Annotated in this window: 18 protein-coding genes, 2 tRNA genes and 1 rRNA gene; 19 read left to right on the top strand and 2 right to left on the bottom strand. The window is 38.1% G+C overall.

The window, feature by feature from the left end:
- Positions 1 to 10 precede the first annotated feature (10 nt).
- The 9 genes from glyQ to QRX23_RS05835 all read left to right on the top strand — a co-directional run bounded on the left by glyQ (position 11) and on the right by QRX23_RS05835 (position 12,409).
- The gene (gene glyQ, locus QRX23_RS05875; protein WP_150191199.1) at positions 11 to 937 is read left to right on the top strand and encodes a glycine--tRNA ligase subunit alpha; all 927 of its coding nucleotides are present in this window, start codon (positions 11 to 13) and stop codon (positions 935 to 937) included.
- 1 nt (position 938) lies between these two features.
- Positions 939 to 3,023 carry a glycine--tRNA ligase subunit beta gene (glyS, locus tag QRX23_RS05870; RefSeq protein ID WP_330154994.1) on the top strand — a complete coding sequence of 695 codons (2,085 nt, stop codon included), beginning with the start codon at positions 939 to 941 and terminating at the stop codon, positions 3,021 to 3,023.
- 213 nt (positions 3,024 to 3,236) lie between these two features.
- Entirely contained in the window at positions 3,237 to 4,187 is a 951-nt protein-coding gene (locus tag QRX23_RS05865; protein WP_330154993.1) for a TerC family protein, read from the top strand.
- A 90-nt stretch (positions 4,188 to 4,277) separates the two neighbouring features.
- Positions 4,278 to 5,303, top strand: a complete 1,026-nt coding sequence (locus QRX23_RS05860) for a lactonase family protein (RefSeq protein WP_259705153.1) — start codon at positions 4,278 to 4,280, stop codon at positions 5,301 to 5,303.
- A gap of 130 nt (positions 5,304 to 5,433) precedes the next feature.
- A complete protein-coding gene (locus QRX23_RS05855; RefSeq protein WP_330154992.1) occupies positions 5,434 to 6,582 on the top strand; it encodes an AI-2E family transporter in 1,149 nt (382 codons plus the stop codon).
- Between the two features lie 120 nt (positions 6,583 to 6,702).
- Entirely contained in the window at positions 6,703 to 7,218 is a 516-nt protein-coding gene (locus QRX23_RS05850) for a tRNA (cytidine(34)-2'-O)-methyltransferase (protein WP_002828380.1), read from the top strand.
- Positions 7,219 to 7,253: 35 nt separating this feature from the next.
- Positions 7,254 to 10,028: a DNA translocase FtsK gene (locus QRX23_RS05845; protein WP_330154991.1), complete on the top strand. Its 2,775-nt coding sequence runs from the start codon at positions 7,254 to 7,256 to the stop codon at positions 10,026 to 10,028.
- 235 nt (positions 10,029 to 10,263) lie between these two features.
- Positions 10,264 to 11,166, top strand: coding sequence for an ABC transporter ATP-binding protein (locus QRX23_RS05840; RefSeq protein ID WP_330154990.1), 903 nt, complete (start codon positions 10,264 to 10,266; stop codon positions 11,164 to 11,166).
- Positions 11,159 to 12,409 (top strand): ABC transporter permease, encoded by a 1,251-nt coding sequence (locus tag QRX23_RS05835; protein ID WP_330154989.1) that lies wholly within the window; start codon positions 11,159 to 11,161, stop codon positions 12,407 to 12,409. Before QRX23_RS05840 ends, QRX23_RS05835 begins: the two co-directional genes overlap by 8 nt.
- A 131-nt stretch (positions 12,410 to 12,540) precedes the next feature.
- Here the strand turns inward: QRX23_RS05835 and QRX23_RS05830 are convergent, their stop codons facing one another.
- Positions 12,541 to 12,672, bottom strand: coding sequence for a hypothetical protein (locus QRX23_RS05830; RefSeq protein ID WP_002828375.1), 132 nt, complete (start codon positions 12,670 to 12,672; stop codon positions 12,541 to 12,543).
- A 127-nt stretch (positions 12,673 to 12,799) separates the two neighbouring features.
- Between QRX23_RS05830 and uvrC the strand changes: the two genes are divergently transcribed.
- The 4 genes from uvrC to QRX23_RS05810 all read left to right on the top strand — a co-directional run bounded on the left by uvrC (position 12,800) and on the right by QRX23_RS05810 (position 17,492).
- Positions 12,800 to 14,593 carry an excinuclease ABC subunit UvrC gene (uvrC, locus tag QRX23_RS05825; protein ID WP_330154988.1) on the top strand — a complete coding sequence of 598 codons (1,794 nt, stop codon included), beginning with the start codon at positions 12,800 to 12,802 and terminating at the stop codon, positions 14,591 to 14,593.
- A gap of 92 nt (positions 14,594 to 14,685) precedes the next feature.
- Positions 14,686 to 15,996: a GTPase ObgE gene (gene obgE, locus QRX23_RS05820; protein ID WP_330154987.1), complete on the top strand. Its 1,311-nt coding sequence runs from the start codon at positions 14,686 to 14,688 to the stop codon at positions 15,994 to 15,996.
- Between the two features lie 97 nt (positions 15,997 to 16,093).
- The gene (locus QRX23_RS05815; RefSeq protein ID WP_330154986.1) at positions 16,094 to 16,795 is read left to right on the top strand and encodes a YigZ family protein; all 702 of its coding nucleotides are present in this window, start codon (positions 16,094 to 16,096) and stop codon (positions 16,793 to 16,795) included.
- An 82-nt stretch (positions 16,796 to 16,877) separates the two neighbouring features.
- Positions 16,878 to 17,492 carry a DUF1361 domain-containing protein gene (locus tag QRX23_RS05810; protein WP_330154985.1) on the top strand — a complete coding sequence of 205 codons (615 nt, stop codon included), beginning with the start codon at positions 16,878 to 16,880 and terminating at the stop codon, positions 17,490 to 17,492.
- A gap of 71 nt (positions 17,493 to 17,563) precedes the next feature.
- Here QRX23_RS05810 and QRX23_RS05805 read toward each other — a convergent pair whose 3' ends face one another.
- Positions 17,564 to 18,793: a multidrug efflux MFS transporter gene (locus tag QRX23_RS05805; RefSeq protein ID WP_002828367.1), complete on the bottom strand. Its 1,230-nt coding sequence runs from the start codon at positions 18,791 to 18,793 to the stop codon at positions 17,564 to 17,566.
- A gap of 405 nt (positions 18,794 to 19,198) precedes the next feature.
- Between QRX23_RS05805 and ruvA the strand changes: the two genes are divergently transcribed.
- From ruvA to QRX23_RS05775, 6 genes are all read left to right on the top strand, one after another.
- Positions 19,199 to 19,789, top strand: coding sequence for a Holliday junction branch migration protein RuvA (ruvA, locus tag QRX23_RS05800; RefSeq protein ID WP_330154984.1), 591 nt, complete (start codon positions 19,199 to 19,201; stop codon positions 19,787 to 19,789).
- Positions 19,790 to 19,806: 17 nt separating this feature from the next.
- The gene (gene ruvB, locus QRX23_RS05795) at positions 19,807 to 20,817 is read left to right on the top strand and encodes a Holliday junction branch migration DNA helicase RuvB (protein ID WP_330154983.1); all 1,011 of its coding nucleotides are present in this window, start codon (positions 19,807 to 19,809) and stop codon (positions 20,815 to 20,817) included.
- Positions 20,818 to 20,829: 12 nt separating this feature from the next.
- Positions 20,830 to 21,876, top strand: a complete 1,047-nt coding sequence (queA, locus tag QRX23_RS05790; protein WP_330154982.1) for a tRNA preQ1(34) S-adenosylmethionine ribosyltransferase-isomerase QueA — start codon at positions 20,830 to 20,832, stop codon at positions 21,874 to 21,876.
- Between the two features lie 96 nt (positions 21,877 to 21,972).
- Positions 21,973 to 22,044 (top strand) — tRNA-Gly (locus QRX23_RS05785).
- A gap of 177 nt (positions 22,045 to 22,221) precedes the next feature.
- Positions 22,222 to 23,796 (top strand): 16S ribosomal RNA (locus QRX23_RS05780).
- Between the two features lie 70 nt (positions 23,797 to 23,866).
- A tRNA-Ala gene (locus tag QRX23_RS05775) sits at positions 23,867 to 23,939 on the top strand.
- The last annotated feature ends 67 nt before the right edge of the window (positions 23,940 to 24,006 follow it).

The raw sequence follows: 24,006 nt of genomic DNA, 5'->3' as shown, positions 1-24,006 counted from the left end.
ATTTGTCATAATGAGCGCAAAAATGAGTGTGCAAGATATTATTTTGACGTTACAAAAGTTTTGGGCTGATCAAGGGGCCATGTTGATGGAGGCTTATGATACTGAAAAGGGTGCGGGTACCATGAGCCCATATACCTTTTTACGTGCAAATGGTCCGGAGCCATGGCATGCAGCATATGTTGAGCCTTCACGTCGACCTGCCGATGGTCGCTATGGTGATAATCCAAATCGTCTTTATCAGCATCACCAATTCCAAGTGGTTATGAAGCCATCACCTGATAACATCCAAGAGTTATATTTGGATTCATTAAAGGCACTAGGTATTGACCCCTTAGCACATGATATTCGTTTTGTTGAAGATAATTGGGAGAACCCATCAATGGGTGCTGCCGGTATTGGTTGGGAAATATGGCTTGATGGTATGGAAGTTACCCAATTTACATATTTCCAACAAGTAGGTGGTATTCAAGTTGATGCAGTGACATCTGAAATTACCTACGGTTTGGAACGTCTTGCATCATATATTCAAGATGTCCCAACAGTTTACGATTTGGAATGGGGAAATGGCGTATTATACGGTGATATTTTTAAGGAGCCAGAGTACGAGCATTCAGTTTACTCATTTGAAAAGTCAGATTCAGAGATGTTATTACGTCATTTTAATGAGTACGAAGCAGAAGCTAAGAAATTGTTGGCTGAAGGACTTGTTCATCCAGCATATGATTATATTTTGAAATCATCACATACATTTAATTTGCTAGATGCTCGGGGAACGGTTTCTGTTACGGAGCGTGCAAAGTATCTGTCACGTATCCGAAACATGGCTCGTTCAGTTGCTCGTGCATTTATTGATGAGCGCAAAAAGCTTGGATTCCCACTATTGAAGGACGAGGCATTGCGTGCAAAGTATCTACCAGTTGATGAGGAGGAAAACTAATATGGCAAACTTTTTACTAGAAATTGGTTTGGAAGAAATGCCAGCACATTTGGTTACACCAGCAATTAACCAACTGGTTGAACGTGCAGCAACTTTCATGAAGGGGAATCGATTACAATATGGTGATATCAAGCCATTCTCAACTCCTCGTCGTTTAGCTATCTTGATTTCAGAGGTTGCAGATAAGGCCGATGATTTAACACAAGAAGTTAAAGGACCCGCAAAAAAGGCCGCCTTTGACAAAGAAGGAAATTATTCAAAAGCTGCACAGGGATTTGCTCGTGGCCAAGGAGTAACGACCGATGATATTACTTTTAAAGAGTTCAAAGGCAATGAGTATATTTATGTCACAAAATTTGAAGCTGGAAAGCCAGCCATAGAAGTGTTAAGTGGCTTTAAAGAGGTTATTATGAGTATGACCTTTACAACGACAATGAAGTGGGCTCGCCATACGTTTGAATATGTACGACCTATTCGTTGGATTGTTGCCTTATTAGATGATATGGTTGTGCCATTTAACGTAGTCGACGTAGCTTCAGGACGTGAAACACGTGGACATCGTTTCTTAGGTCAATCAATTAATATTGCTCAGGCTAGTGATTATGTTAATGATCTAGAAAAAGTATATGTTCAAGCGGTTGCCAGTGTGCGCAAGGCTAACATTGTTTCTCAAATTGATAAACTTGCAGCTGAAAATAATTGGCATGTTGAAAAGGATGCCGATTTATTGGAGGAAGTCAATAACATTGTTGAATATCCAACCGCTTTCGTTGGCCGTTTTGATTCTGAGTACCTAGAACTTCCGGAAGAGGTTTTGATCACTTCAATGCGTGAACACCAGCGTTTCTTCCATGTTATTGATGATTCAGGGGCATTATTACCTTATTTTGTTTCTGTTCGTAATGGAAACAGCGAGCACTTAGATAACGTGATTGCTGGAAATGAGAAAGTATTAATTGCTCGTTTAGAAGATGCAAAATTCTTTTATCATGAAGACCAAAAGAATGACATTGATTTCTATAATGATAAGTTACAAGTGGTATCATTCCATGCAAAGTTAGGCTCCGTTGCCAATCATACAAAACGTGCGCAAGCACTAGCAGCTATTATTGGTCAACAAATTTCACTAACTTCAGATCAACAAGTGCAACTAGCTCGAGCTGCAGAAATATATAAGTTTGATTTGATGACTGGGATGGTCGGAGAATTTGACGAGTTGCAGGGGATTATGGGTGAAAAGTATGCGTTACTATTTGGCGAAGATCCAGCTGTTGCGCAAGCTATTCGTGAACACTACATGCCAATTTCTGCGGATGGTGCTCTACCAGAATCAGTGCTTGGTAAAGTATTAGCATTAGCTGATAAATTAGATAGTTTATTGTCATTCTTTGCGGGTGGTATGATGCCATCAGGATCTAATGACCCATATGCACTACGTCGTGCTGCATCTGGAGTTGTTAATATTTTGCACGCAAATGACTGGCATTTGCCAATCAATATCATTCTTTCAGAATTAGTTGATGAAGTACTGGCTGATGATGGACATTTTGGACTGCCTGAAGAAGCTGCTAATAATTTGAAGTCAGTTATTAATGATGTAATTACTTTCTTAACAGATCGTGTTGTCAAGGCGATGCAGACCGAAAAAATTCGTTATGATGTCATTAATGCGGTGACAACTGGTAAATTGACCGATACCACACAAATGTTTACTTCAGCTAATGCTTTGTTAGCTCATAGTAATGATCAAACATTCCGTGAGGGTGTGGAATCACTAACTCGAGTAATGCGTCTAACTTCTAAAAACCCAACAGAGGCTACTGTAAATCCAGCATTATTTGAAAACGATGCTGAGAAACAACTCTATTCAGAAACATCATCATTGGTAAATGAGTCGTTGACAACTGATGATTTAGTTTCATCATTATTAGGTTTGCAACCGGCAATTGCTGCATACTTTGATCAAACAATGGTCATGGTTGAAGATGAAGCTGTCAAACAAAACCGTTTGGCAACTTTGCAGATTGTTTCTAATGAAGCAGAAAAAGTGGCTAACTTTATGGCGCTTGATGTTAAATCAAATTAAAAATTATTGCTACAATTGACTTCAGTCTTTGTAACACGTTTAAATCCAACAATCTACCAACATCAAATTGGTAGATTGTTGGATTTTATTTATAATAACTAATTAAGTCTCAGCTTTTTTAATTATGTTTAAGGCTTCGTCAGGTATATTTGACACATTGTAAATCGTATACAATGTCACACTATCAGTACCAAAAAGAAAGTTGAGATATCGATGGCGGTTAGTTTAGGTTATTGGGTTTTGTTTTTTGTCTTTGTTATTATCATGCTAGCATTGGATTTAGGGGTCTTTCATAGGGGAAATCACGCACCAACGATGAGGTCTTCGTTGCTATGGAGTGCTTTTTGGATAATGTTAGCATTCATTTTCAGTGGCATCATTTGGTGGACAATGGGGAGCGGTCATGCGTTAGACTTTATTACGGCTTATTTATTGGAAAAATCATTAAGTATCGATAATTTATTTATTTTTATATTGGTTTTTGGCTTTTTCAATATTGATATAAAATACCAACATAGATTATTATTTTGGGGTGTTTTTGGCGCTTTGATTATGCGTGTGCTATTTATTTTTGGTGGGGCGGCATTGTTAGAACGCTTCGTTTGGTTAATGTATTTGTTCGGTATTTTCTTAATCATTACGGGAATAAAAATGCTCTTTGAAAAGGAAGAGCAACAGGATCTTAATGATAATCGTTTGATAAAGTTATTAAGGAAAATTTTGCCAATGAAAGAAGATGTTATTGAGCCACATTTTATAGTCAAAGAGAATGGTAAACGCTATGCAACTCAGTTTTTAATCGCACTATTATTCATTGAGGGGACAGACTTATTATTTGCCGTAGATTCAATTCCAGCAGTATTAGCCGTGACGCAAAATACATTTATTGTGGTAACATCGAATGTATTTGCAATTATGGGGTTGCGATCGTTGTACTTTGCATTATCAAGTATTTTACCAATGTTTCGTTACATCAAGTATGCCTTAGCTGGTATATTATCATTCATCGGTGTAAAAATGATTTTCAACGAAGGGATGAAAGCGCTGGGTAGTTCGTTGCATATTTCTAATATAGTTTCATTAGTTATTATTATTAGTCTATTAACTATTGCAATTGTTGCTTCGGTTATAGTTGGTCGTGTAGAAAAACGTCGTAGGTTTTAGACTGTGAGGATGTTAGTTAATTATATATTCAAATTATGATATAATGTAAGCGATTTAAAATACAATATGACTAAGAAAGTGAGCAAATAAATGGCAACAGAACATATTTTATTTGGAACTTATACAAAACGTGTGTCAAAGGGAATTTATGCTGCGGATTTTGATTCAAAAACAGGTCAACTATCTAATGCCAACCTTGTAGCAGAACTTGGGTCACCAACATATTTGGCCTTAAGCAATGCCAATAAATTGTACGCAGTTGATAAGGGCAATGGTGAAGGTGGCGTTGCTGTCTATGATTATAAAGATGGCCATGCAACATTACAACAGGAAGTGCTTAGTGAAGGGGCTTCACCTGCCTATGTTGCAGTCGATGAATCTCGCCAATTAGTATACACAGGAAACTATCATAAGGGAACGTTAGACGTATATGCAATCGCCGAAAATGGTGATTTGACATTGACGGACTCATATCAATCCGAAGGTAAGGGGCCACGTCCTGAGCAAGAAAGCACGCATGTACATTTTAGCAATTTAACGCCGGATAATCGTGTGGTCGTTGTTGATTTGGGTGCTGATAAGGTCTTGACTTTTGATGTTTCTGATTCAGGAAAACTAAAATTAGTTGCTACTTTTACTACTGAAGCTGGCTTTGGACCTCGTCATATTCGCTTTAGTCCTGATGGTCAATATGCCTATTTATTAGGAGAATTGTCATCAAAACTATCAGTATTAAAGTATAATGCAGATGGCTCATTCACTTTATTACAAACTGTGTTGATGATTCCAGAAGATTGGGATGCACATAATGGTGGTGCTGCCATTTATGTTTCAAATGACGGACGCTTTATTTACACGTCAAATCGTGGTCATAATTCAATTGCAGTATTTGCTGTTAAAGAAAATGGCGCAACGGTTGAACATATACAATGGATTTCGACTGAAGGAGATTTTCCAAGAGATTTTGCCTTAAGTCCAGATGAGAAATTCTTGGTTGCAGCTAATCAAAATACAGACAATGTTTCAGTCTATGCACGTGATAGCGAGACAGGGAAGCTTCGTCTGGTTCAAAAGGATTTTGCTGTGCCAGAAGCAATTCGTGTTTTGTTTGTCTAATAGTTTTTATTACCAATCTTGAATGATAACCCCCTTATGGTGATGTACATAAGATGTATGAACATCCAAATGGGGGCTTTTTTATAAAAAGACTGATTTATTTAAATGTTATATGTAAAGGAGCAAACACATGAAAGAAAAGTCAAATGGCCAATCAATTTTTCACCGCTGGTTGCTGGATAATAAAATCGTATCCGCCATGTTTATGATTTTGTTGTTCTTAATTATTGTCTTCATGATTCATAAGGTGGCCTTTATTTTTGATCCGGTTGCAGAATTTTTTAGTGCAGTTGGTGCACCAATAATTATTGCTGGTGTGTTTTATTTCTTACTAAATCCGATGGTTGACTGGGCTGAACGACGCTTTAACTTTCCAAGAATTGCAACGATTTCAATGCAATTTATTGTCTTGGCAGTGCTGATTATTTGGGGATTAGCTGTATTTATCCCTTGGATGAGTAGTCAAATTATTAGCCTGGTTAATGAATGGCCAACATATTGGCATAAAATTGTGACGATGATTAATCATTTCACCTCTAATAAACAATTTAATGCGGTTAATAAGTGGTTCAATACAACGAATAGTGAAATATCAACTTGGTTGAAAGACTACTCAGCTGAATATGCTAAAAAGGGATTACATGGCGTTTCTTCAGTTGTTGGCACAGTAACTAGCGTTGTTATTGCAATTATCACATTTCCGTTTGTCCTCTTCTATTTGCTTAAAGATGGGCATCAAATGCCAGCATATATTGCAAAGTTTTTACCAGTAAAAGCGCGTCGCTCATTTTTGGAAACGCTAAAGGAAATTAGTACTCAAATTTCAAACTACATTCGAGGACAGATTTCAGTTGCCTTTGCAGTCATGATAATGTTTGCAATTGGTTATACGATTATTGGCTTACCATATGGTTGGTTAATTGCAATTGTTGCAGGAATTTTGAATATTATTCCTTTTCTTGGCTCATTTTTAGCGATGGTACCAGCTGTTGTTGTCGGAATTTTTGTGTCACCAGTGATGCTAATTTCAGTGCTAGTCGTCTTTATGATCGAACAAACGTTAGAAGGACGAATTATTTCACCAAAATTGTTAGGATCTTCTATGAAAATTCATCCTGTAACAGTTTTGATTGTCTTACTATCTGCGGGTAATATTTTTGGTATCTTAGGAGTTATCTTTGGTGTACCTGGATATGCTATTCTAAAGGTATTGATTTATCGTTTTTATAATTGGTGGCAGACGAGTTCGGATTTGTTTAAAGAAACGGATCAGAATTAAGACATTAATAAATTTTGACAAGTATAGCACAAGGTACTGAGTGTACGTGCTATACTTGTTTTTGTATGCATTAATCACGTGTAGGTTAAAATAACCTAGAGAAAATAGGAGAAGTTAATTATGAGTACAAATCATATTGTTTTATTTGAACCATTGATGCCAGCAAATACGGGAAATATTGCTAGAACGGCAACAGGAACTAATACGAAATTAGACTTAATTGAGCCCTTGGGATTTAAATTAGATGATAAGCATGTTAAGCGTGCTGGTTTGGATTATTGGGATAACGTCGATATTACAGTTCACAAAAATTTGCCTGCTTTTATGGCAACTTTAAAGGATACTGATGAATTGTTCCTGATTTCAAAGTTTGCAAAAAAATCATACCATCAGGCTGACTACACAAATACTGATCATGACTACTATTTTCTATTTGGTAAGGAGACGACTGGTCTGCCAGAACCTTTTATGAAAGAGCATCCAGATCAAGCATTGCGTATTCCCCAGAATGACGAGCATATTCGCTCATTAAACCTATCAAATACAGCAGCAATTATTATTTATGAGGTCTTACGTCAGCAGAGTTTCCCTAATCTTGATCTGACGCATGAATATGATTACGATAAGCTTAAGTAGTTTTTAGGTTAAACTTTTTAAGAAAGGAGGATCATATGGCATATAAAAAAACGACAACTAGAAAAAGCACGACAAATCGGCGACCAAGGAAGACATCTAGTCGGAAGAAAAAGAGCAATAATGATACATTAGCCTGGTTTATTTCGCGATTACCACAGATTTCGGGGTTAATTGCAGTCATCTTAACCGTATTGGCTATTGCAAAAGTTGGTCTAATCGGGAAGTTAGTTGCAAACTTAATTCGATTATTGGTTGGCGGATCATATCAACTATTGTTGATTGTTTTGTTGGTACCATTCTTAGTCGTCATGGCATATGGAACATGGCCACCTCGATTGAAATGGCATCATTATCTAGGGTTTACATTGTTTTATGTTGGTATAATGTTGATAGGATCAATCCTATTGTTTAACAAAATGAATTTGCATAGTGATTATGTTGCAACCATTCAACAATTGATCAACCAAGATTTAAATAATCATGCAGTAACAACACCTGTTGGTGGCGGAATTATTGGAGCAATTATCTATCAATATACTTATTTGACCATGAGTAATTTTGGTTCGTGGTTAATTGCAATTATTTTATTGATTGTCGGCACGGTTATTATGTTTCGATTGCCATTACGCGGTGTATTCGATAATTTCTTTACATTTGCCGAAGGGGCAGGGGATTTAGTCCAAACACAAGCAACCACTGCTCATGAAAAGGTGACGGAGTCTATCAATACTTTCCGTACCAAACAAAAAGACCGGCAACAAGAGGCGATGAATGAATTCTTTAATGAAGAACCTTTTAGTCCACGAAAGGGAAAGAAGGAAAAACCTCTACCCGAGGCCTCTTCGTCTGGCGAGGTTCATTTCAATAAAAAACAATCGCTAACTGATGACGATTCAGAGGCTATCGTAACGAAGTTTGTGGTACCCGAAATTGTGGCCCCAACTTCCCAACATGAACAACAAGCCACAATGTCTGTTGATTCAACATTAATGAAGAACAGTGAAGCTAGTCGTGTGCCAAAAACTGCTGATCGGACAAAAAATGTTTCTGCTCCTGTGGCACCAAGTGCATCACAACAAGCGACAACAAATTTTGATTCTCAACGGGTGATCCAATCAGCTGATCCAGTAGAACCAGTTGTTTATGGTGAAGACTTGGCGGATGATGAATTATTACCTGGTCAGGATGTGCCATTATCACATGTAGATATTTTAGATCGTGCAGAAAAAGAAGCTGCTAACAAGGTAACACATCATGCCAATCGACATGTGACACCATCAGCAATGACTGAACCAACATCAGATGTTGATGCGAGTGGATTAGGAACGATAGTTAGTGATAAAAATTACCGTTTGCCCACAACACAGTTATTGCAACATATTGGCTCTACTGATCAGTCGCAAGAACGTGATGCATTAAGTGAAAAAGCGCGAATTCTTCATCAAACATTGCAGAGTTTCAAAATTAATGCGACGGTCGAAAAGGTTGTATTGGGACCAACAGTTACTCAGTATGAAATTAAACCAGCGGTTGGTGTCAAGGTGTCAAAAATTCAAAACTTGGCGGATGATTTGGCATTAGCATTGGCAGCAAAGTCATTACGTATTGAAGCACCAATTCCTGGTAAAAATGTTGTGGGTATTGAAGTTGCAAATGATCAACAAGCAACAGTTGGTTTTCGAGACATGGTTGAAGAGGCTGGTGTTGACACAGATAAACCATTGATTGTTCCTATTGGAAGAGGTGTTACCAGTGGTGTTGTAAAAGTTGATCTAACTAAAATGCCGCACTTATTGATTGCTGGTTCAACAGGGTCAGGAAAGTCAGTTGCTATTAATGGCATTTTAGCGTCAATTCTATTGCAGGCAAAACCATCTCAAGTCCGATTGATGCTGGTTGATCCCAAAAAAGTGGAATTGTCAGTATATAACGATATTCCACATTTGATTACACCAGTCGTTTCAGATCCTAAAAAGGCGGCACTAGGATTAAAGAAGGTTGTCGCAGAGATGGATCGACGGTTTAAGTTACTTGCTGAAGAAGGCGTCCGTAATATTGATGGTTATAACAAATTAGTGGCAAAACGTGACGAAACAGAAAAAGGTGTTGTTTCTCAGAAAATGCCATATTTAGTTGTTATCATTGATGAGTTGGCTGACTTAATGATGACCTCTGCAGTTTCTGGAGATGTTGAAAATGCCATTGTGCGCATTGCCCAGTTGGGTCGTGCGGCTGGTATTCATATGATTGTTGCTACACAACGACCATCTGTTGATATCATTACTGGTTTGATAAAAGCGAATGTGCCTTCACGAATGGCTTTTGCGGTTTCTTCAGGTGTTGATTCTCGTACTATCTTAGATGGTAATGGTGCTGAAAAATTGTTAGGTCGAGGTGATATGCTATTTGCTCCGATTGGTTCAAACGGGCCACAGCGTGTGCAAGGTGCCTTTATATCTGACGATGATGTTGCTGCAATTACTGATTTTATCAAGCAACAAGGTAGTGCACAGTATGATGAGTCAATGTCAGTATCAGATGCTGAGGTACAGGCATTAGAAAATGGCAACAATTCGGGGACTGATGAATTAGATGAAAAATGGGATGAAGTATTGGAATTCATTCTTAGAGCAGGTGGTGCATCAACATCATCTATTCAACGACATTTTGGTATGGGATATAATCGTGCTGGTCGTATCATTGATTCATTAGAGAATCGGGGGTTGATTGGTCCGGCAAATGGATCAAAACCTCGTGAATTAAAATTCACGCCAGAAATGATGGATCGTTTTAAAAAGAACGCACAATAAGTGTTATATGGACAATGTGAATTAATATTTTGAATCAACTTCACTTTTTAAAGTGAGTTTAAGAGCTGCTAATCAAACCAATTAATTTGGTGGATTAGCAGCTCTATTTATTTATAAGGAGTCATTATGTCATATTGCATTTAATTTAAAACCAAAAGGGCTAGGTAAAGTATGCTATCCTAATAGTGTGTTAACTGCCAATAAATTAAAAACTACTATGTTAGGAGTTTTCTAAATGATAGAATTAAAAAATTTAACCAAAAAATTTGGTGATAAGATTGCAGTTGATAATATGAATATGCGGTTAGAAGAAGGGCATGTTATTGGCTTAATTGGACAAAATGGTGCGGGGAAAACAACAACTTTTCGCATGATGTTAGACTTCATTAAGCCAACTCACGGTACGATTACTTGGGATAATCACGCAATAACCAACCATGATAAACAGAATATTGGATTTTTACCTGAGGAGCGTGGTTTATACCAAAAATTAAGCATTGAGCAGCAGGTGATTTATTTTGCTGAACTTCATGGAATGACTAAGGCTGATGCAAAACAAAAATTAAAACATTGGATGAAACGATTAGATGTGGTGGGTAAAGTCACTGACAAGGTACAAAGTTTGTCAAAAGGTAATGCACAAAAGGTACAATTAATTGCTACAGTTATTACTGAGCCATCATTACTTATACTAGACGAACCGTTTACCGGTCTTGATCCAGTTAACACACAATTAATGATGAATGAAATTTCACGATTAAAGAAAAATGGCGCCATGATTATCTTTAGTTCGCATAATATGAGTGGGGTAGAAAAATTATCCGATGAATTATTAATGTTAAAGCACGGACGGACAGTTCTAAGTGGTGGATTAGTAGAGATTAGAGAGTCATTTGGACGTAGTGAAATTTATTTAGAGTCAACAGTTCCTGATGCTGAATTATTGGCAATACCTGGGGTGTTATCAGTTGAACAAGATGGTCGTGGTCGACATTTGAAGTTATCTAATGATGGTGCGGGAAAAGAAGTGTTTCGAACGGTTTCTAAAGATGGTTATGTGCCAGTATTTGCACAACAACCACCAACTTTAGATGAGATTTTCCGTCGTGAAGTGGCTGGAGGTGATACAAATGACTAAACATCAATTATTTTTGGTTGCCCGACAAACATACACTAATCGCCTAAAGACATTTGGATTTTGGTCAATTGTCTTAGCACCAATATTGATCTTGTTAGTCATTGGTGGCATCGTATTTGTTATGGACGCCACTAAAAGTACTGAGAAACCAACGGTTGCGGTTGTAAATAATGCATCATTAACCACCTATCTAAAACAAAATAAGGCTGTGGGTGCAAGATATAAAAATATGCCATCAGCCGCTAAAGCGAAGCAAGCTTTGAAACGAGATAAAATTGATGGCTATTTAACCTCTGCTAATGAGCAATATCATCTGACGATGTCTACTGATGCAGATTCATTATCTGAAGATACATTACAATCAACAATTAATCAGTATTATATGCTTAATCAAGCGACAAAATTGCATTTAAACGCGAATCAGTTACAGACGCTGATGGATCCACCAGCATTTGATTCGACTGTTTATAATAAAAATGGTAAATCATCTGCAGGTGGTGCAACCTCTAATACTGCCAACAGTATGCTGGCTGGGGGATTAGGTATTTTTATATTTATTTTTCTAACGGCATATGTTGGCATGATAGCTCAAGAAATTGCCAATGAAAAGTCTTCTAGGATTATGGAAATTTTGTTAGCGGTCACTTCACCAGGTGTACAATTTTTCGGTAAACTTTTAGGAGTGGCTGGTCTTGCAATCACACATGGTCTTGTTTATGTTTTAGCTGGCGGAATTCTTGCAATCTTTATGCCTAAAAATCAGTATATTGATATGGTTAGGGAGATGCTAGCTGGTGTTGATATTAACTTCGCCATAATGACTGGTTTATTAGCGATTGTTGGGATATTCTTGTATATGATTTTAACTGCAATTATCTCAGCAATGATTAATGATTTAAGTCAAGTGCAACAGGCTGTATCGCCAATTACTTATGTAGCAATGATTGGTTATATTTTATCATTTGTATTGGAAGGGCAACCACATAATCTTTTGATCAATGTATTGTCATATGTACCATTCATTTCGCAAACTTTAATGCCAGCACGATTAGGACTACAATATGCCAATATGACAGATGCATTAATTGCACTATTATTGGAAGTAGTTGTGTTGATTTTCCTTGCCAGATACGGATTGCGTGTTTATAAGAAAAATGTGTTGACATATACAGATGGTAATATTACTAAAGCAGCATTACTAAGCTTAAAAGGATTATTCAGTAAAAAAACAATTGAAGATTAACCATAACAACCCTATGCTATTGAGAAAGTAGCATAGGGTTGTTATGATGTAGAAGTGATTATTGACAGTTATTATTGGTATGATACTTATCAATAAAGAAAAACGCCGAAAAATACGGCGTTTGGTTATCACTATTTTTCTTCTTCCTCGTCTTTATTATTTCCGAGGAAACGATCTTTGTTCTTGTCTTTCAAATCAGGAATATCAAATACTTCGTCAATTTGGCGAGATAATTCATCATTTCTTTTGGTTTGTAGTGGCATGTAAAGGACCTCCTATTTAATAATTAGCATCATTATAGCATGTTTAATTAAAATTTGGTTAAATGAGAAAAATTGGGATAAACATAACATATTAGATTGTCAGCTAATAATTAGGGAAGGCAAATAGATGGCATCAGAACATATTGAGCAAAAACTAGCTTTACTACCTGAATTACCAGGTTCTTATCAGATGAAAGATAAGGATGGGAAGATAATCTATGTCGGGAAAGCTAAAAATTTAAAAAATAGAGTTCGCTCTTACTTTAAAAGTGAACATACAGGAAAAACAGAGCAACTGGTGGCAAATATCGCAGATTTTGATTTTATTGTCACCAGCTCCGAAAAAGAATCATTGCTTTTAGAAATTACCCTGATTCAGAAATACCAACCGTATTACAATATTAGGTTAAAACGTGGTACAGGGTATCCATATATCAAGATAACTAATGAGCGGGATCCACAAATTCTATTAGCAAACGAAGTTGCAGATGATGGTGGTCATTATTTTGGACCGTATCCTAATGTTTATGCTGCTCAGGAAACGTTACACTTTTTACAAAAAGTGTATCCATTACGTCGTTGCAATGGTTACCAAGGGCGTCCCTGCTTATATGCTAACATTGGGCAATGTTTGGGAGCATGTTATAAAGAGGTTCCTGAAGAGGTCTATAACGAGCAAATAAAAAAAATTAAACGCTTCTTAGACGGTGATACTAAAGTTGTCACGAAAATGTTACAGAAAAAAATGGCAGAAGCTGCAGCAAACTTAGCCTATGAGCGAGCAGCAGACTTGAGAGATCAATTGAAGTTTATTGAAGCAACTGTTGAAAAGCAAAAAATTATCTCACGTGATGGTACACCAAGAGATATATTTAATTTCTATATGAATAGAGGTTGGTTATCTGTTCAAGTTTTCTTTATTAGGCAAGCACGTTTAATGAAAAGAGAAAAACGTTTGTTTGCTATCGTTGGTTCTGCTCAAGAAGAATTAACCAGTTTCATTCTTCAATTTTATAATCGACAGAATGCCGTGTTACCTAAGGAAATTTTGGTACCAACGGGGGTAGATAAAGAGGCCATTTCCCAAGTATTAAATATTCCAGTACGAACACCACAACGAGGTGAAAAACGTGCTTTACTAGAACTAGCAGGTAAAAATGCCAAGATTGTCTTAGATGAGAAGTTTCGTTTACTAGAGATGAATGAATCAAAAACAAGTGGCGCGATGCAAGAAATTGCTGATGCATTAAATATTCCTGAAATTCACCGCATTGAAGCATTTGATCATTCTCATTTACAGGGTTCAGATATGGTTTCTGCCATGGTTGTCTTTGAAGATGGTGTACCAAATAAAAATAAATATCGTAAGTATAAAAATAAAACCGTTGAAAATGCAGATGAACGTGCAGAAACAATGGAAGTTATTCGTAGACGCTATACAAGATTGTTGAAAGAACATAGTGAAATGCCTGATCTCATTCTAATGGATGGGGGTGTTATTCAACTAAATGCTGCTCGAGAAGTCATTGAAGATGAGTTAGGTCTTTCAATACCAGTTGCAGCTATGGTTAAAAATGATCAGCACAAAACAGCTGATTTGTTAAAAGAAGAGGGGGCGGCACATGTCCACCTTGATCCTAATTCGCAAGGCTTTTATTTGCTACAGCGCATCCAAGATGAGGTTCACCGATTTGTGATTACATTTCATCGACAGCTACATTCTAAAAGTTCGTTAGGATCAAGACTGGATGGCATCGCTGGTGTGGGACCCAAAACACGCCAAAAATTACTAACGACCTATGGTTCAATGAACAAAATGGCCTCTGCTTCATTAGACGATTTGAAAAAGCTAGGTATATCTGAGAGGGTTGCCAATAATATTCGAATATCATTGGCAGCAATGCAAAATCACGATGACTAAAGGTGGTCAAACCTGAAAAAGTACTGTAAAATGTAAGTCGACAGTTTACAGTTGGCTACAAGAAAGCTAAAAAGAAAGTGAGGTCATGAACGATGGCGTTTGTCGACCAAGTAAAAATTTTTGTTAAAGCAGGAAAAGGCGGGGATGGTGCAGTTTCATTCCGTCATGAAAAATATATTAATATGGGAGGTCCATTCGGTGGCGATGGTGGTCATGGTGGCTCAGTCGTTATGGTCGTAGATGAAGGACTACGTACGCTGATGGATTTTCGGTATAAGCGTCACTTTAAAGCACAAGTGGGTGGTAATGGTGCAACCAAAGGGATGACTGGAAAATCGGCAGAAGACCTGATCATTAAGGTACCACAAGGAACGACCATTACAAATGCAAAGACTGGCGCAGTGATTGGTGATTTGACTGAAAAAGGTCAACGGTTAGTCATTGCGCAAGGTGGTCGTGGTGGCCGTGGTAACATCCGGTTTGCCTCATCGAAAAATCCGGCGCCAGAAATTGCTGAAAATGGTGAGCCAGGTGAAGAATTAGACATTTCCTTAGAGTTAAAGGTTTTGGCGGATGTTGGGTTAGTTGGTTTTCCTTCTGTTGGAAAATCAACCTTGCTGTCAGTTGTAACAGCAGCAAAGCCAAAGGTGGCAGCTTATCACTTCACCACATTAGTACCTAATTTGGGGATGGTTCGTTTAGATGACGGTCGTGACTTTGTTATGGCGGACTTACCTGGATTGATTGAAGGGGCTTCTGAAGGAGTTGGCTTAGGTATTCAATTCCTCCGCCATGTTGAGCGTACGCGAGTAATTTTACATATGATTGATATGTCAGGGGTTGATCCCGAACAAGATCCCTATGACAATTATTTAAAAATTAATCAAGAATTAGCAGCCTATGACCCAGCACTATTGGAACGACCACAAATTATTGTGCCAACTAAGATGGATATGCCCGATGCACAAACGGCTCTTGAGATGTTTGAAGAGCAATTACGAAACGATGATAATGTGCCAGATGACATTGAAATTATGCCAATTTCATCATTGTCGCGTGAAGGGTTGGAGCCGTTGTTACGTCGAACAGCTGACTTGCTAGACGAGACACCAGTCTTTATACCTAAGGGTATGGTGGATGCTGACGATGAGCAAGCAAATTATGAATTTGAAGAACGAGAACAACCATTTGAGTTATCACGAGATGAAGATGGCACTTGGATTCTATCTGGTAATGAAATTGAACGATTGTTCAAACGTACAAATACGAACTTTACTGAGTCATTGATGCGTTTTGCACGACAAATCAGGTTTATGGGTGTAGATGAAGCCCTTCATGAAGCAGGTGCAGAAAATGGTGACGTTGTACAAATTTTAGATTTCCAATTTGAATATGAAGAGTAAGATTGATTGTTAATTTGACAAGTTTATAGCTCGTTTGTTTTCGGTAATGCTGAGAATAAGCGAGTTTTATTCATTTATTGAAATGGAAGGAGGAACCATGGCAGGAAATCAAGCCGAACATGTTAGTCAGTTAGGAAAATATATTACAATTGCGGATAAACAAAATACTTGGGAACAAGTGATTAAAAAGTCACGATTTATTGTGAATATCGCTCGAATAGCCAATGAAGAAGAAGCCAAACAGTTCATTGACGATATTAGTCTGACCCACCGAAAGGCGACGCATAATGTTTGGGCATATCTGTTAGGAAATCGTAATGAAATTCAACGTTACTCTGATAATGGTGAACCGGCTGGAACTGCTGGCGTACCTATTTTAGAGGTTTTGAAAAACAATGCTATTCGTGATGTTGCTGTCGTTGTGACACGTTATTTTGGAGGCATTAAACTTGGAGCGGGTGGCCTTGTTAGAGCTTATGCTGGAACTGTTGTTGGTGGTATTGAGGCAAGTGGGTTGATTGAACGCATTCAACGACATGAAGTCAATTTAAAAATTGCGTATAAGCAATTTGATCCGCTAAAATATTGGTTAGAGCAAAAAAATTATCAAATTTTGGATACATTATTTGCTGCTGATGTGACTGTTACGATTGCTGTTGCCGATTCGGAAATGACGGTATTTAAGCAATCGCTGACAAATGAAATGGCTGGACAAGTACAAATTGAGTTGGGTGGAATTAATTGGTATGAAATACCGTATATCAATAAAGTAAATGCTAAAACGGAAACACTAAAGTAAGTTTTTATGATGCATTTATTTTGGTTACTGTATGATATGGGATATTCGTGTCAGATTAATAACAGAGTATTGGAAGAAAAAGATGAAAACAGATATTGTAAGAGTACACTTAGTTATTTTAGGTTTACTTTTGATTATTTGGTTGGTACCAACCAATTACAATTTTTTAATTTGGAATATAATTTTAGCACTGATCCCATTTGACTTGGCCTTATTGATTCGTTATTTTAAAAAGTACCACCTAGTACAGATTTTAATAACAATTGTTTGGTTAGTGTTCTTCCCGAATGCCATGTATATGGTAACTGATTTTAGTCATTTATCATCAATCGGTACCGGATTAATGACGGAGACACAGTTTTTCAATTATGCCATTTTAGCAGTAGGTGTATTGACCGGATTAATATTGGGGATTTCTTCAGCCCATATTGTTGGTCGGGTATACTGCCAGAAATTATCAACCGTTTGGACAATTATGTTTTATGTTGTTTTATCATTTGTTTCTGCATATGGTATTTATTTGGGTAGATTTTTGCGCATTAACTCGTGGGAAATAGTCAGTGATCCACAAAAAGTCATAAAACTTTTTATGGCTTCCATATCAATGCACAGTTTAGTGTTTGTTATTTCATTTGGCGCATTGCAATTTGCCTTGTTAGTGCTTTATCATATGGTTCGTCGTATAAATATAGATTAAAAATAGACCTTGATATACTTTAAATATTAGTTGGTAGTCCCAGCTTGCTAAAGTATATCAAGGTCTTTAATTTAAAGATTAAGTGAATCATCATTTTTTAACGAATTTGTGCGATAAAAGAATAAACCAGCATTAACAACAATGAGCATTGCACTGGCAATAAATATGCCTCGATAATCAAAGAACATTGCAACGACAGTTCCCATAGCTGGTCCAGCCACAGAACCTAGTGATTGAAATGATTGATTGTAAGCAAATATGCGTGAGGTAACTTGTGTTGGTGTCGTTTTTGTTAGTAATGTTTGTACAGCAGGTAACATGGTTGCGTCAGAGATACCAATCATGAAACGTAAGATGGCTAATTGCCAGACTGCAGTTACAAATCCTGTTGGTAGCATAAATGAAAAGGCAAGTGTAAAGCCAATCAACATAATCCGATGTGTACCAATTCGGTCACCCAATTGACCAAATCTAGGGGCTGCCAGCATTGTTGCTATACCAGGCATGGCAGCCACAACACCAGCCCAAAATGTTGTACCAACTGCACCATGATTTAGTTCGCGGACAAAGAGCGCCACGATAGGACTGATTGATTGATTAACAATTTGAATGATAAAAGTGGTTAGAAATAAACTGATAGTTAATTGTGGGTGTTTTAGTTGTTTAAATACTTCTTTGCGTGACAGAGATTCACCACGCGCAACGGGCGTGAATTCTTCTTTTACTAGTGTTAATACAAGTACAAATACTAGTAAAAATATGATACCTGTAATAATGAAAGATAAACGATAACTTACAATTGAAGCTAATATACCACCAATAAATGGGCCAAGTAATTGACCACCAGTTACACCAGTTACTAAGGTTCCTAACGCGTAGCCGGCTTTTTCTTTTGGTGTTTGTGTAGCAATCATTGCATTCGCATTTGAAATGAAACCACCAAATAGCCCTTGCAATGCTCGGAAGAAAATAAGTTGCCAAATATTTTGAGCAGCGCCCATTAAGAAGAACACAACAGCCATGCCTAATGATGCACGTAATAGCATGAGTTTACGTCCCTTGCTATCAGCTAATTTACCCCAAAAAGGTGATATGATTGCAGTCATTAAAAAGGTAATGGAAAAAGTTATGCCACTATAAAGTGTTAATTGGTCTTTGGTAAAGTTACCTAGAGTGTCTACGTAGAGAGACAAAAAAGGCATGACCTCACTAAAACCTATGCCAGTCATGAATACACCAAACCAAAGTACGAATAGATTTCGCCGCCAGGTAGGCATTTCTGACAATTTTTCTTTCAACATGATTATTGTCTCCTAATTAAATTGTTTTTTATAACCATTTATTCTACTCGTTTTGTGATATTCGTGCACGTTATTAATATTTTCATTAAACAACAAAAAAGAACTGGCTACTAACCAGTTCTTTTTTGTTGTAGGTTTAATAAGAGATATGTTAATTGAGTAGATTTACTAGGAAAGTAAAAACTCTTCGTCATGTGGGTGACGAAACGACCAAGTGATGAGTGTAGGCTTGCTCATTACTTATCTTTAAGTCGATAAGTACATACTAACCAGGAAATGTGAACAAAATGTGAATATTATTGTACAAAATTTCACATTTTAAAAATGCCATCATTTTGTAAATCGAAGGTTAGTGATTTTTTTCTGCTATAATGTAAACAGTGACTTGTAGAAGTGGAGAAAAACATGTACGAATATCTAAAAGGTACGATAACCGCAATATTACCAAGCTATATCGTGATTGATATACAGGGAGTTGGGTATCGTGTGTTAGTTGCTAATCCATATACATTTTCTTTGAACAGTACAATGACTGTTTATGTTGAGCAGATAATTCGCGATAATGATCAGAATTTATATGGATTTTTAACTAAAGAAGATAAAGATCTATTTCAGAAACTGCTGAATGTTTCAGGAATTGGACCCAAATCTGCATTAGCAATTTTAGCAAACAGTGATCATACCGGGTTAATTAACGCTATCACGCAAAATGATATTGGCTTTTTGACAAAATTCCCAGGCATTGGTAAAAAAACGGCGCAACAAATTGTGTTAGATTTGCAAAATAAACTTTCGGATTTGACGCTATCAATTGACGATAGAAACATGTCGGTACAAGAAGAAGCAACGGATTCAGAATTAGCTGATGCGTTACTAGCACTAGAGGCGTTGGGATATGCTAAAAAAGATATTAAGCGTGTTGAAAAAGAGTTAACAAAACAGACAAACTTATCTACTGCAGCCTATGTTAGTTCTGGCTTGAGATTGTTGCAGTAATTTTTGGGGAGAAATAAATGGCAGAGGACTTTTTACATGATATGTCTACTGACACTGGTGAACAGTCGATTGAACAAACATTGCGACCCAGTACATTACAGCAGTATATTGGCCAAGAAGATTTAAAACAAAGATTGCATGTCTATATTGAGGCAGCAAAACAACGTTCAGAACCTTTAGACCATATTTTGTTATATGGACCGCCAGGGTTAGGAAAAACAACCTTGGCAATGGTTGTAGCTCATGAAATGGGCGTTGGTTTGAGAACAACGTCTGGCCCTGCAATTGAAAAATCAGGTGATCTATTGGCGTTGTTAAACGAACTGGCACCGGGTGATGTTCTTTTTATCGATGAAATTCATCGTTTACCTAAGCAAGTTGAAGAAATGTTATATTCTGCAATGGAAGATTTTTATGTCGATATTATAGCTGGAGAAGGTCCAACTGCGCATCCAATTCATTTTCCATTACCGCCATTTACATTGGTTGGTGCGACAACAAGGGCAGGTATGTTGTCGCAACCATTACGTGATCGGTTTGGTATTGTTGAACATATGGCATACTATACGCCGGGTGAACTTTCAAAGATAATTAAGCGTTCGGCCGATATCTTTAATATTGAGGTTGCGGATGAAGGTGCGTATGAACTTGCGAGACGATCGCGAGGAACACCTCGTATAGCAAATCGCCTGTTGCGACGCGTCCGTGATTTTACAACTGTTAAGGGATTACAAACAATTACTGACGAAATGGTCAATTTTTCGCTTGCTTTATTGCAAATAGATGGCATGGGACTGGATGAAGTAGACCACAAGATTTTAGAAACAATGATTAAATTTTATCAAGGTGGGCCAGTTGGTGTTGGTACAATCGCTGCTAATATTGGTGAAGAAGTTGATACGATTGAATCAGTGTATGAACCATATTTATTACAAATTGGCTTTTTACAACGAACACCACGAGGACGTGTTGTTACTTTGGCAGCGTATGAGCATCTGCACTTGCCTTTACCCGATAAAAATAATTAGGAGTACAAATAAATGACTGAAAATTATACAAGTTTAAATGATTTTGATTATGAATTACCACACGAATTGATTGCGCAAACACCTCTAGAAAGGCGTGATGGTTCGCGATTATTAGAGTTGAATGCGGATACTGGTGAACTTCATGATCGCCATTTTTACGATATTATAGACTATCTGAATCCAGGTGATGCATTAGTGATGAATAATTCGCGTGTGTTACCAGCACGTCTTTATGGTGTTCGGCCAGAAACTGGCGGTCATGTTGAAGTATTATTACTTCGTCAAGAAAAAGATGATGTCTGGGAAACGCTTGTTAAACCTGCACGTAAGTATCCAGTTGGCCAAAAAATAGTGTTTGGTGACGGCCAATTAACGGCTGAGGTAATTGAAGAATTAGAACATGGTGGACGTATGATTAAGTTCCATTATGATGGCATCTTTTTAGAAATATTAGAAGAACTGGGTGAAATGCCATTACCACCATATATTAAGGAAAAGTTGGCAGATCAGGAAAGATATCAAACTGTCTATTCAAAAGTTAATGGATCAGCAGCTGCGCCAACAGCTGGTTTGCATTGGACACCAGAGCTTTTGCAAAAAGTTGCTGACAAGGGAATTAAATTGGTTGAGCTAACGTTACATGTTGGGTTAGGCACATTTAGGCCAGTTGAGGAAGATAATATTGACGATCATAAGATGCATTCAGAATTTTATCAATTGAGTGAAGAAGCTGCGCAAACATTGAATGAAGTTCGCACTAACGGTGGCCGTATTGTGGCTACTGGGACAACCTCAATTCGTACACTGGAAACGATTGGTGCCAAATTTGATGGTGAATTACACGCTGATTCTGGGTGGACAGATATATTTATTAAACCAGGATTTGAGTGGCGAGTAGTTGATGCTTTTATTACTAATTTTCATTTACCTAAATCAACTTTAGTAATGTTAGTTGCCGCATTTACAGGTCGTGATAATATTCTAAATGCCTATAAGCATGCGGTTGCTGAAAAGTATCGTTTCTTCAGTTTTGGTGATGCAATGTTTATTCATCATTAAGAAATAGATATAAAGGTAAGTTAAATAACAAAAGTGTTGACTTTGTCAGAACAAGTGTGTATTATATATATTGTTGTTGATACAGAGAAACACTTTGCGGATGTAGTACAATGGCTAGTGCTCCAGCCTTCCAAGCTGGGAATGCGGGTTCGATTCCCGTCGTCCGCTTAACATCATTAATGATGTTAAGTTGATCATTGAAAACTGAATATCGTTTCGATGAAACAAATGTGTAGGGTCATCAAGTAATTTACTTGATACAAAAACATTTGCGAAGTCAATTCGCTAATAAATTCGTTTAACTTCTGTTAAACAAATAACAAAATTGAGTTATACTCAAACTTTTAAAATGAGAGTTTGATCCTGGCTCAGGATGAACGCTGGCGGCGTGCCTAATACATGCAAGTCGAACGCTTTGTCTTTAATTGATCTGACGAGCTTGCTCTGAAGTGATTTTATCTGACAAAGAGTGGCGAACGGGTGAGTAACACGTGGGTAACCTACCTCTTAGCAGGGGATAACATTTGGAAACAAGTGCTAATACCGTATAATACCAACAACCGCATGGTTGTTGGTTGAAAGATGGTTCTGCTATCACTAAGAGATGGACCCGCGGTGCATTAGCTAGTTGGTAAGGTAATGGCTTACCAAGGCAATGATGCATAGCCGAGTTGAGAGACTGATCGGCCACAATGGGACTGAGACACGGCCCATACTCCTACGGGAGGCAGCAGTAGGGAATCTTCCACAATGGGCGCAAGCCTGATGGAGCAACGCCGCGTGTGTGATGAAGGGTTTCGGCTCGTAAAACACTGTTATAAGAGAAGAACGGCACTGAGAGTAACTGTTCAGTGTGTGACGGTATCTTACCAGAAAGGAACGGCTAAATACGTGCCAGCAGCCGCGGTAATACGTATGTTCCAAGCGTTATCCGGATTTATTGGGCGTAAAGCGAGCGCAGACGGTTATTTAAGTCTGAAGTGAAAGCCCTCAGCTCAACTGAGGAATGGCTTTGGAAACTGGATGACTTGAGTGCAGTAGAGGAAAGTGGAACTCCATGTGTAGCGGTGAAATGCGTAGATATATGGAAGAACACCAGTGGCGAAGGCGGCTTTCTGGACTGTAACTGACGTTGAGGCTCGAAAGTGTGGGTAGCAAACAGGATTAGATACCCTGGTAGTCCACACCGTAAACGATGAGTGCTAGATGTTCGAGGGTTTCCGCCCTTGAGTGTCGCAGCTAACGCATTAAGCACTCCGCCTGGGGAGTACGACCGCAAGGTTGAAACTCAAAGGAATTGACGGGGACCCGCACAAGCGGTGGAGCATGTGGTTTAATTCGAAGCAACGCGAAGAACCTTACCAGGTCTTGACATCCCTTGCTAATCCTAGAAATAGGACGTTCCCTTCGGGGACAAGGTGACAGGTGGTGCATGGTTGTCGTCAGCTCGTGTCGTGAGATGTTGGGTTAAGTCCCGCAACGAGCGCAACCCTTATTATTAGTTGCCAGCATTCAGTTGGGCACTCTAGTGAGACTGCCGGTGACAAACCGGAGGAAGGTGGGGATGACGTCAAATCATCATGCCCCTTATGACCTGGGCTACACACGTGCTACAATGGCATATACAACGAGTCGCCAACCCGCGAGGGTGCGCTAATCTCTTAAAGTATGTCTCAGTTCGGATTGTAGGCTGCAACTCGCCTACATGAAGTCGGAATCGCTAGTAATCGCGGATCAGCACGCCGCGGTGAATACGTTCCCGGGTCTTGTACACACCGCCCGTCACACCATGAGAGTTTGTAACACCCAAAGCCGGTGGGGTAACCTTTTAGGAGCCAGCCGTCTAAGGTGGGACAGATGATTAGGGTGAAGTCGTAACAAGGTAGCCGTAGGAGAACCTGCGGCTGGATCACCTCCTTTCTAAGGAAAATCGGAAACCTACACATTCAACGAAACGATATTTAGTTTTGAGTGGTTAACATTCAAACATGGGGAATTAGCTCAGCTGGGAGAGCACCTGCTTTGCAAGCAGGGGGTCATCGGTTCGAACCCGATATTCTCCATAACAACCATCTGGTTGTTAATTAGTTCTTTGAAAACTGAATCATAATTGTAAATTTTTAAATTCAT

It is taken from the genome of Weissella paramesenteroides (genome assembly GCF_036327715.1).
Classification (GTDB): Bacteria; Bacillota; Bacilli; order Lactobacillales; family Lactobacillaceae; genus Weissella; species Weissella paramesenteroides.
Note: the sequence above shows the minus strand (reverse complement) of the source record. Positions and strands in the feature narration are given on the sequence as shown.

Bases quoted from the DNA above. Each gene is read 5' to 3' on its own strand.
- glyQ (WP_150191199.1), top strand. From the start codon at position 11: ATGAGCGCAAAAATGAGTGTGCAAGATATTATTTTGACGTTACAAAAG.
- glyS (WP_330154994.1), top strand. From the start codon at position 939: ATGGCAAACTTTTTACTAGAAATTGGTTTGGAAGAAATGCCAGCACAT.
- QRX23_RS05865 (WP_330154993.1), top strand. From the start codon at position 3,237: ATGGCGGTTAGTTTAGGTTATTGGGTTTTGTTTTTTGTCTTTGTTATT.
- QRX23_RS05860 (WP_259705153.1), top strand. From the start codon at position 4,278: ATGGCAACAGAACATATTTTATTTGGAACTTATACAAAACGTGTGTCA.
- QRX23_RS05855 (WP_330154992.1), top strand. From the start codon at position 5,434: ATGAAAGAAAAGTCAAATGGCCAATCAATTTTTCACCGCTGGTTGCTG.
- QRX23_RS05850 (WP_002828380.1), top strand. From the start codon at position 6,703: ATGAGTACAAATCATATTGTTTTATTTGAACCATTGATGCCAGCAAAT.
- QRX23_RS05845 (WP_330154991.1), top strand. From the start codon at position 7,254: ATGGCATATAAAAAAACGACAACTAGAAAAAGCACGACAAATCGGCGA.
- QRX23_RS05840 (WP_330154990.1), top strand. From the start codon at position 10,264: ATGATAGAATTAAAAAATTTAACCAAAAAATTTGGTGATAAGATTGCA.
- QRX23_RS05835 (WP_330154989.1), top strand. From the start codon at position 11,159: ATGACTAAACATCAATTATTTTTGGTTGCCCGACAAACATACACTAAT.
- QRX23_RS05830 (WP_002828375.1), bottom strand. From the start codon at position 12,672: ATGCCACTACAAACCAAAAGAAATGATGAATTATCTCGCCAAATTGAC.
- uvrC (WP_330154988.1), top strand. From the start codon at position 12,800: ATGGCATCAGAACATATTGAGCAAAAACTAGCTTTACTACCTGAATTA.
- obgE (WP_330154987.1), top strand. From the start codon at position 14,686: ATGGCGTTTGTCGACCAAGTAAAAATTTTTGTTAAAGCAGGAAAAGGC.
- QRX23_RS05815 (WP_330154986.1), top strand. From the start codon at position 16,094: ATGGCAGGAAATCAAGCCGAACATGTTAGTCAGTTAGGAAAATATATT.
- QRX23_RS05810 (WP_330154985.1), top strand. From the start codon at position 16,878: ATGAAAACAGATATTGTAAGAGTACACTTAGTTATTTTAGGTTTACTT.
- QRX23_RS05805 (WP_002828367.1), bottom strand. From the start codon at position 18,793: ATGTTGAAAGAAAAATTGTCAGAAATGCCTACCTGGCGGCGAAATCTA.
- ruvA (WP_330154984.1), top strand. From the start codon at position 19,199: ATGTACGAATATCTAAAAGGTACGATAACCGCAATATTACCAAGCTAT.
- ruvB (WP_330154983.1), top strand. From the start codon at position 19,807: ATGGCAGAGGACTTTTTACATGATATGTCTACTGACACTGGTGAACAG.
- queA (WP_330154982.1), top strand. From the start codon at position 20,830: ATGACTGAAAATTATACAAGTTTAAATGATTTTGATTATGAATTACCA.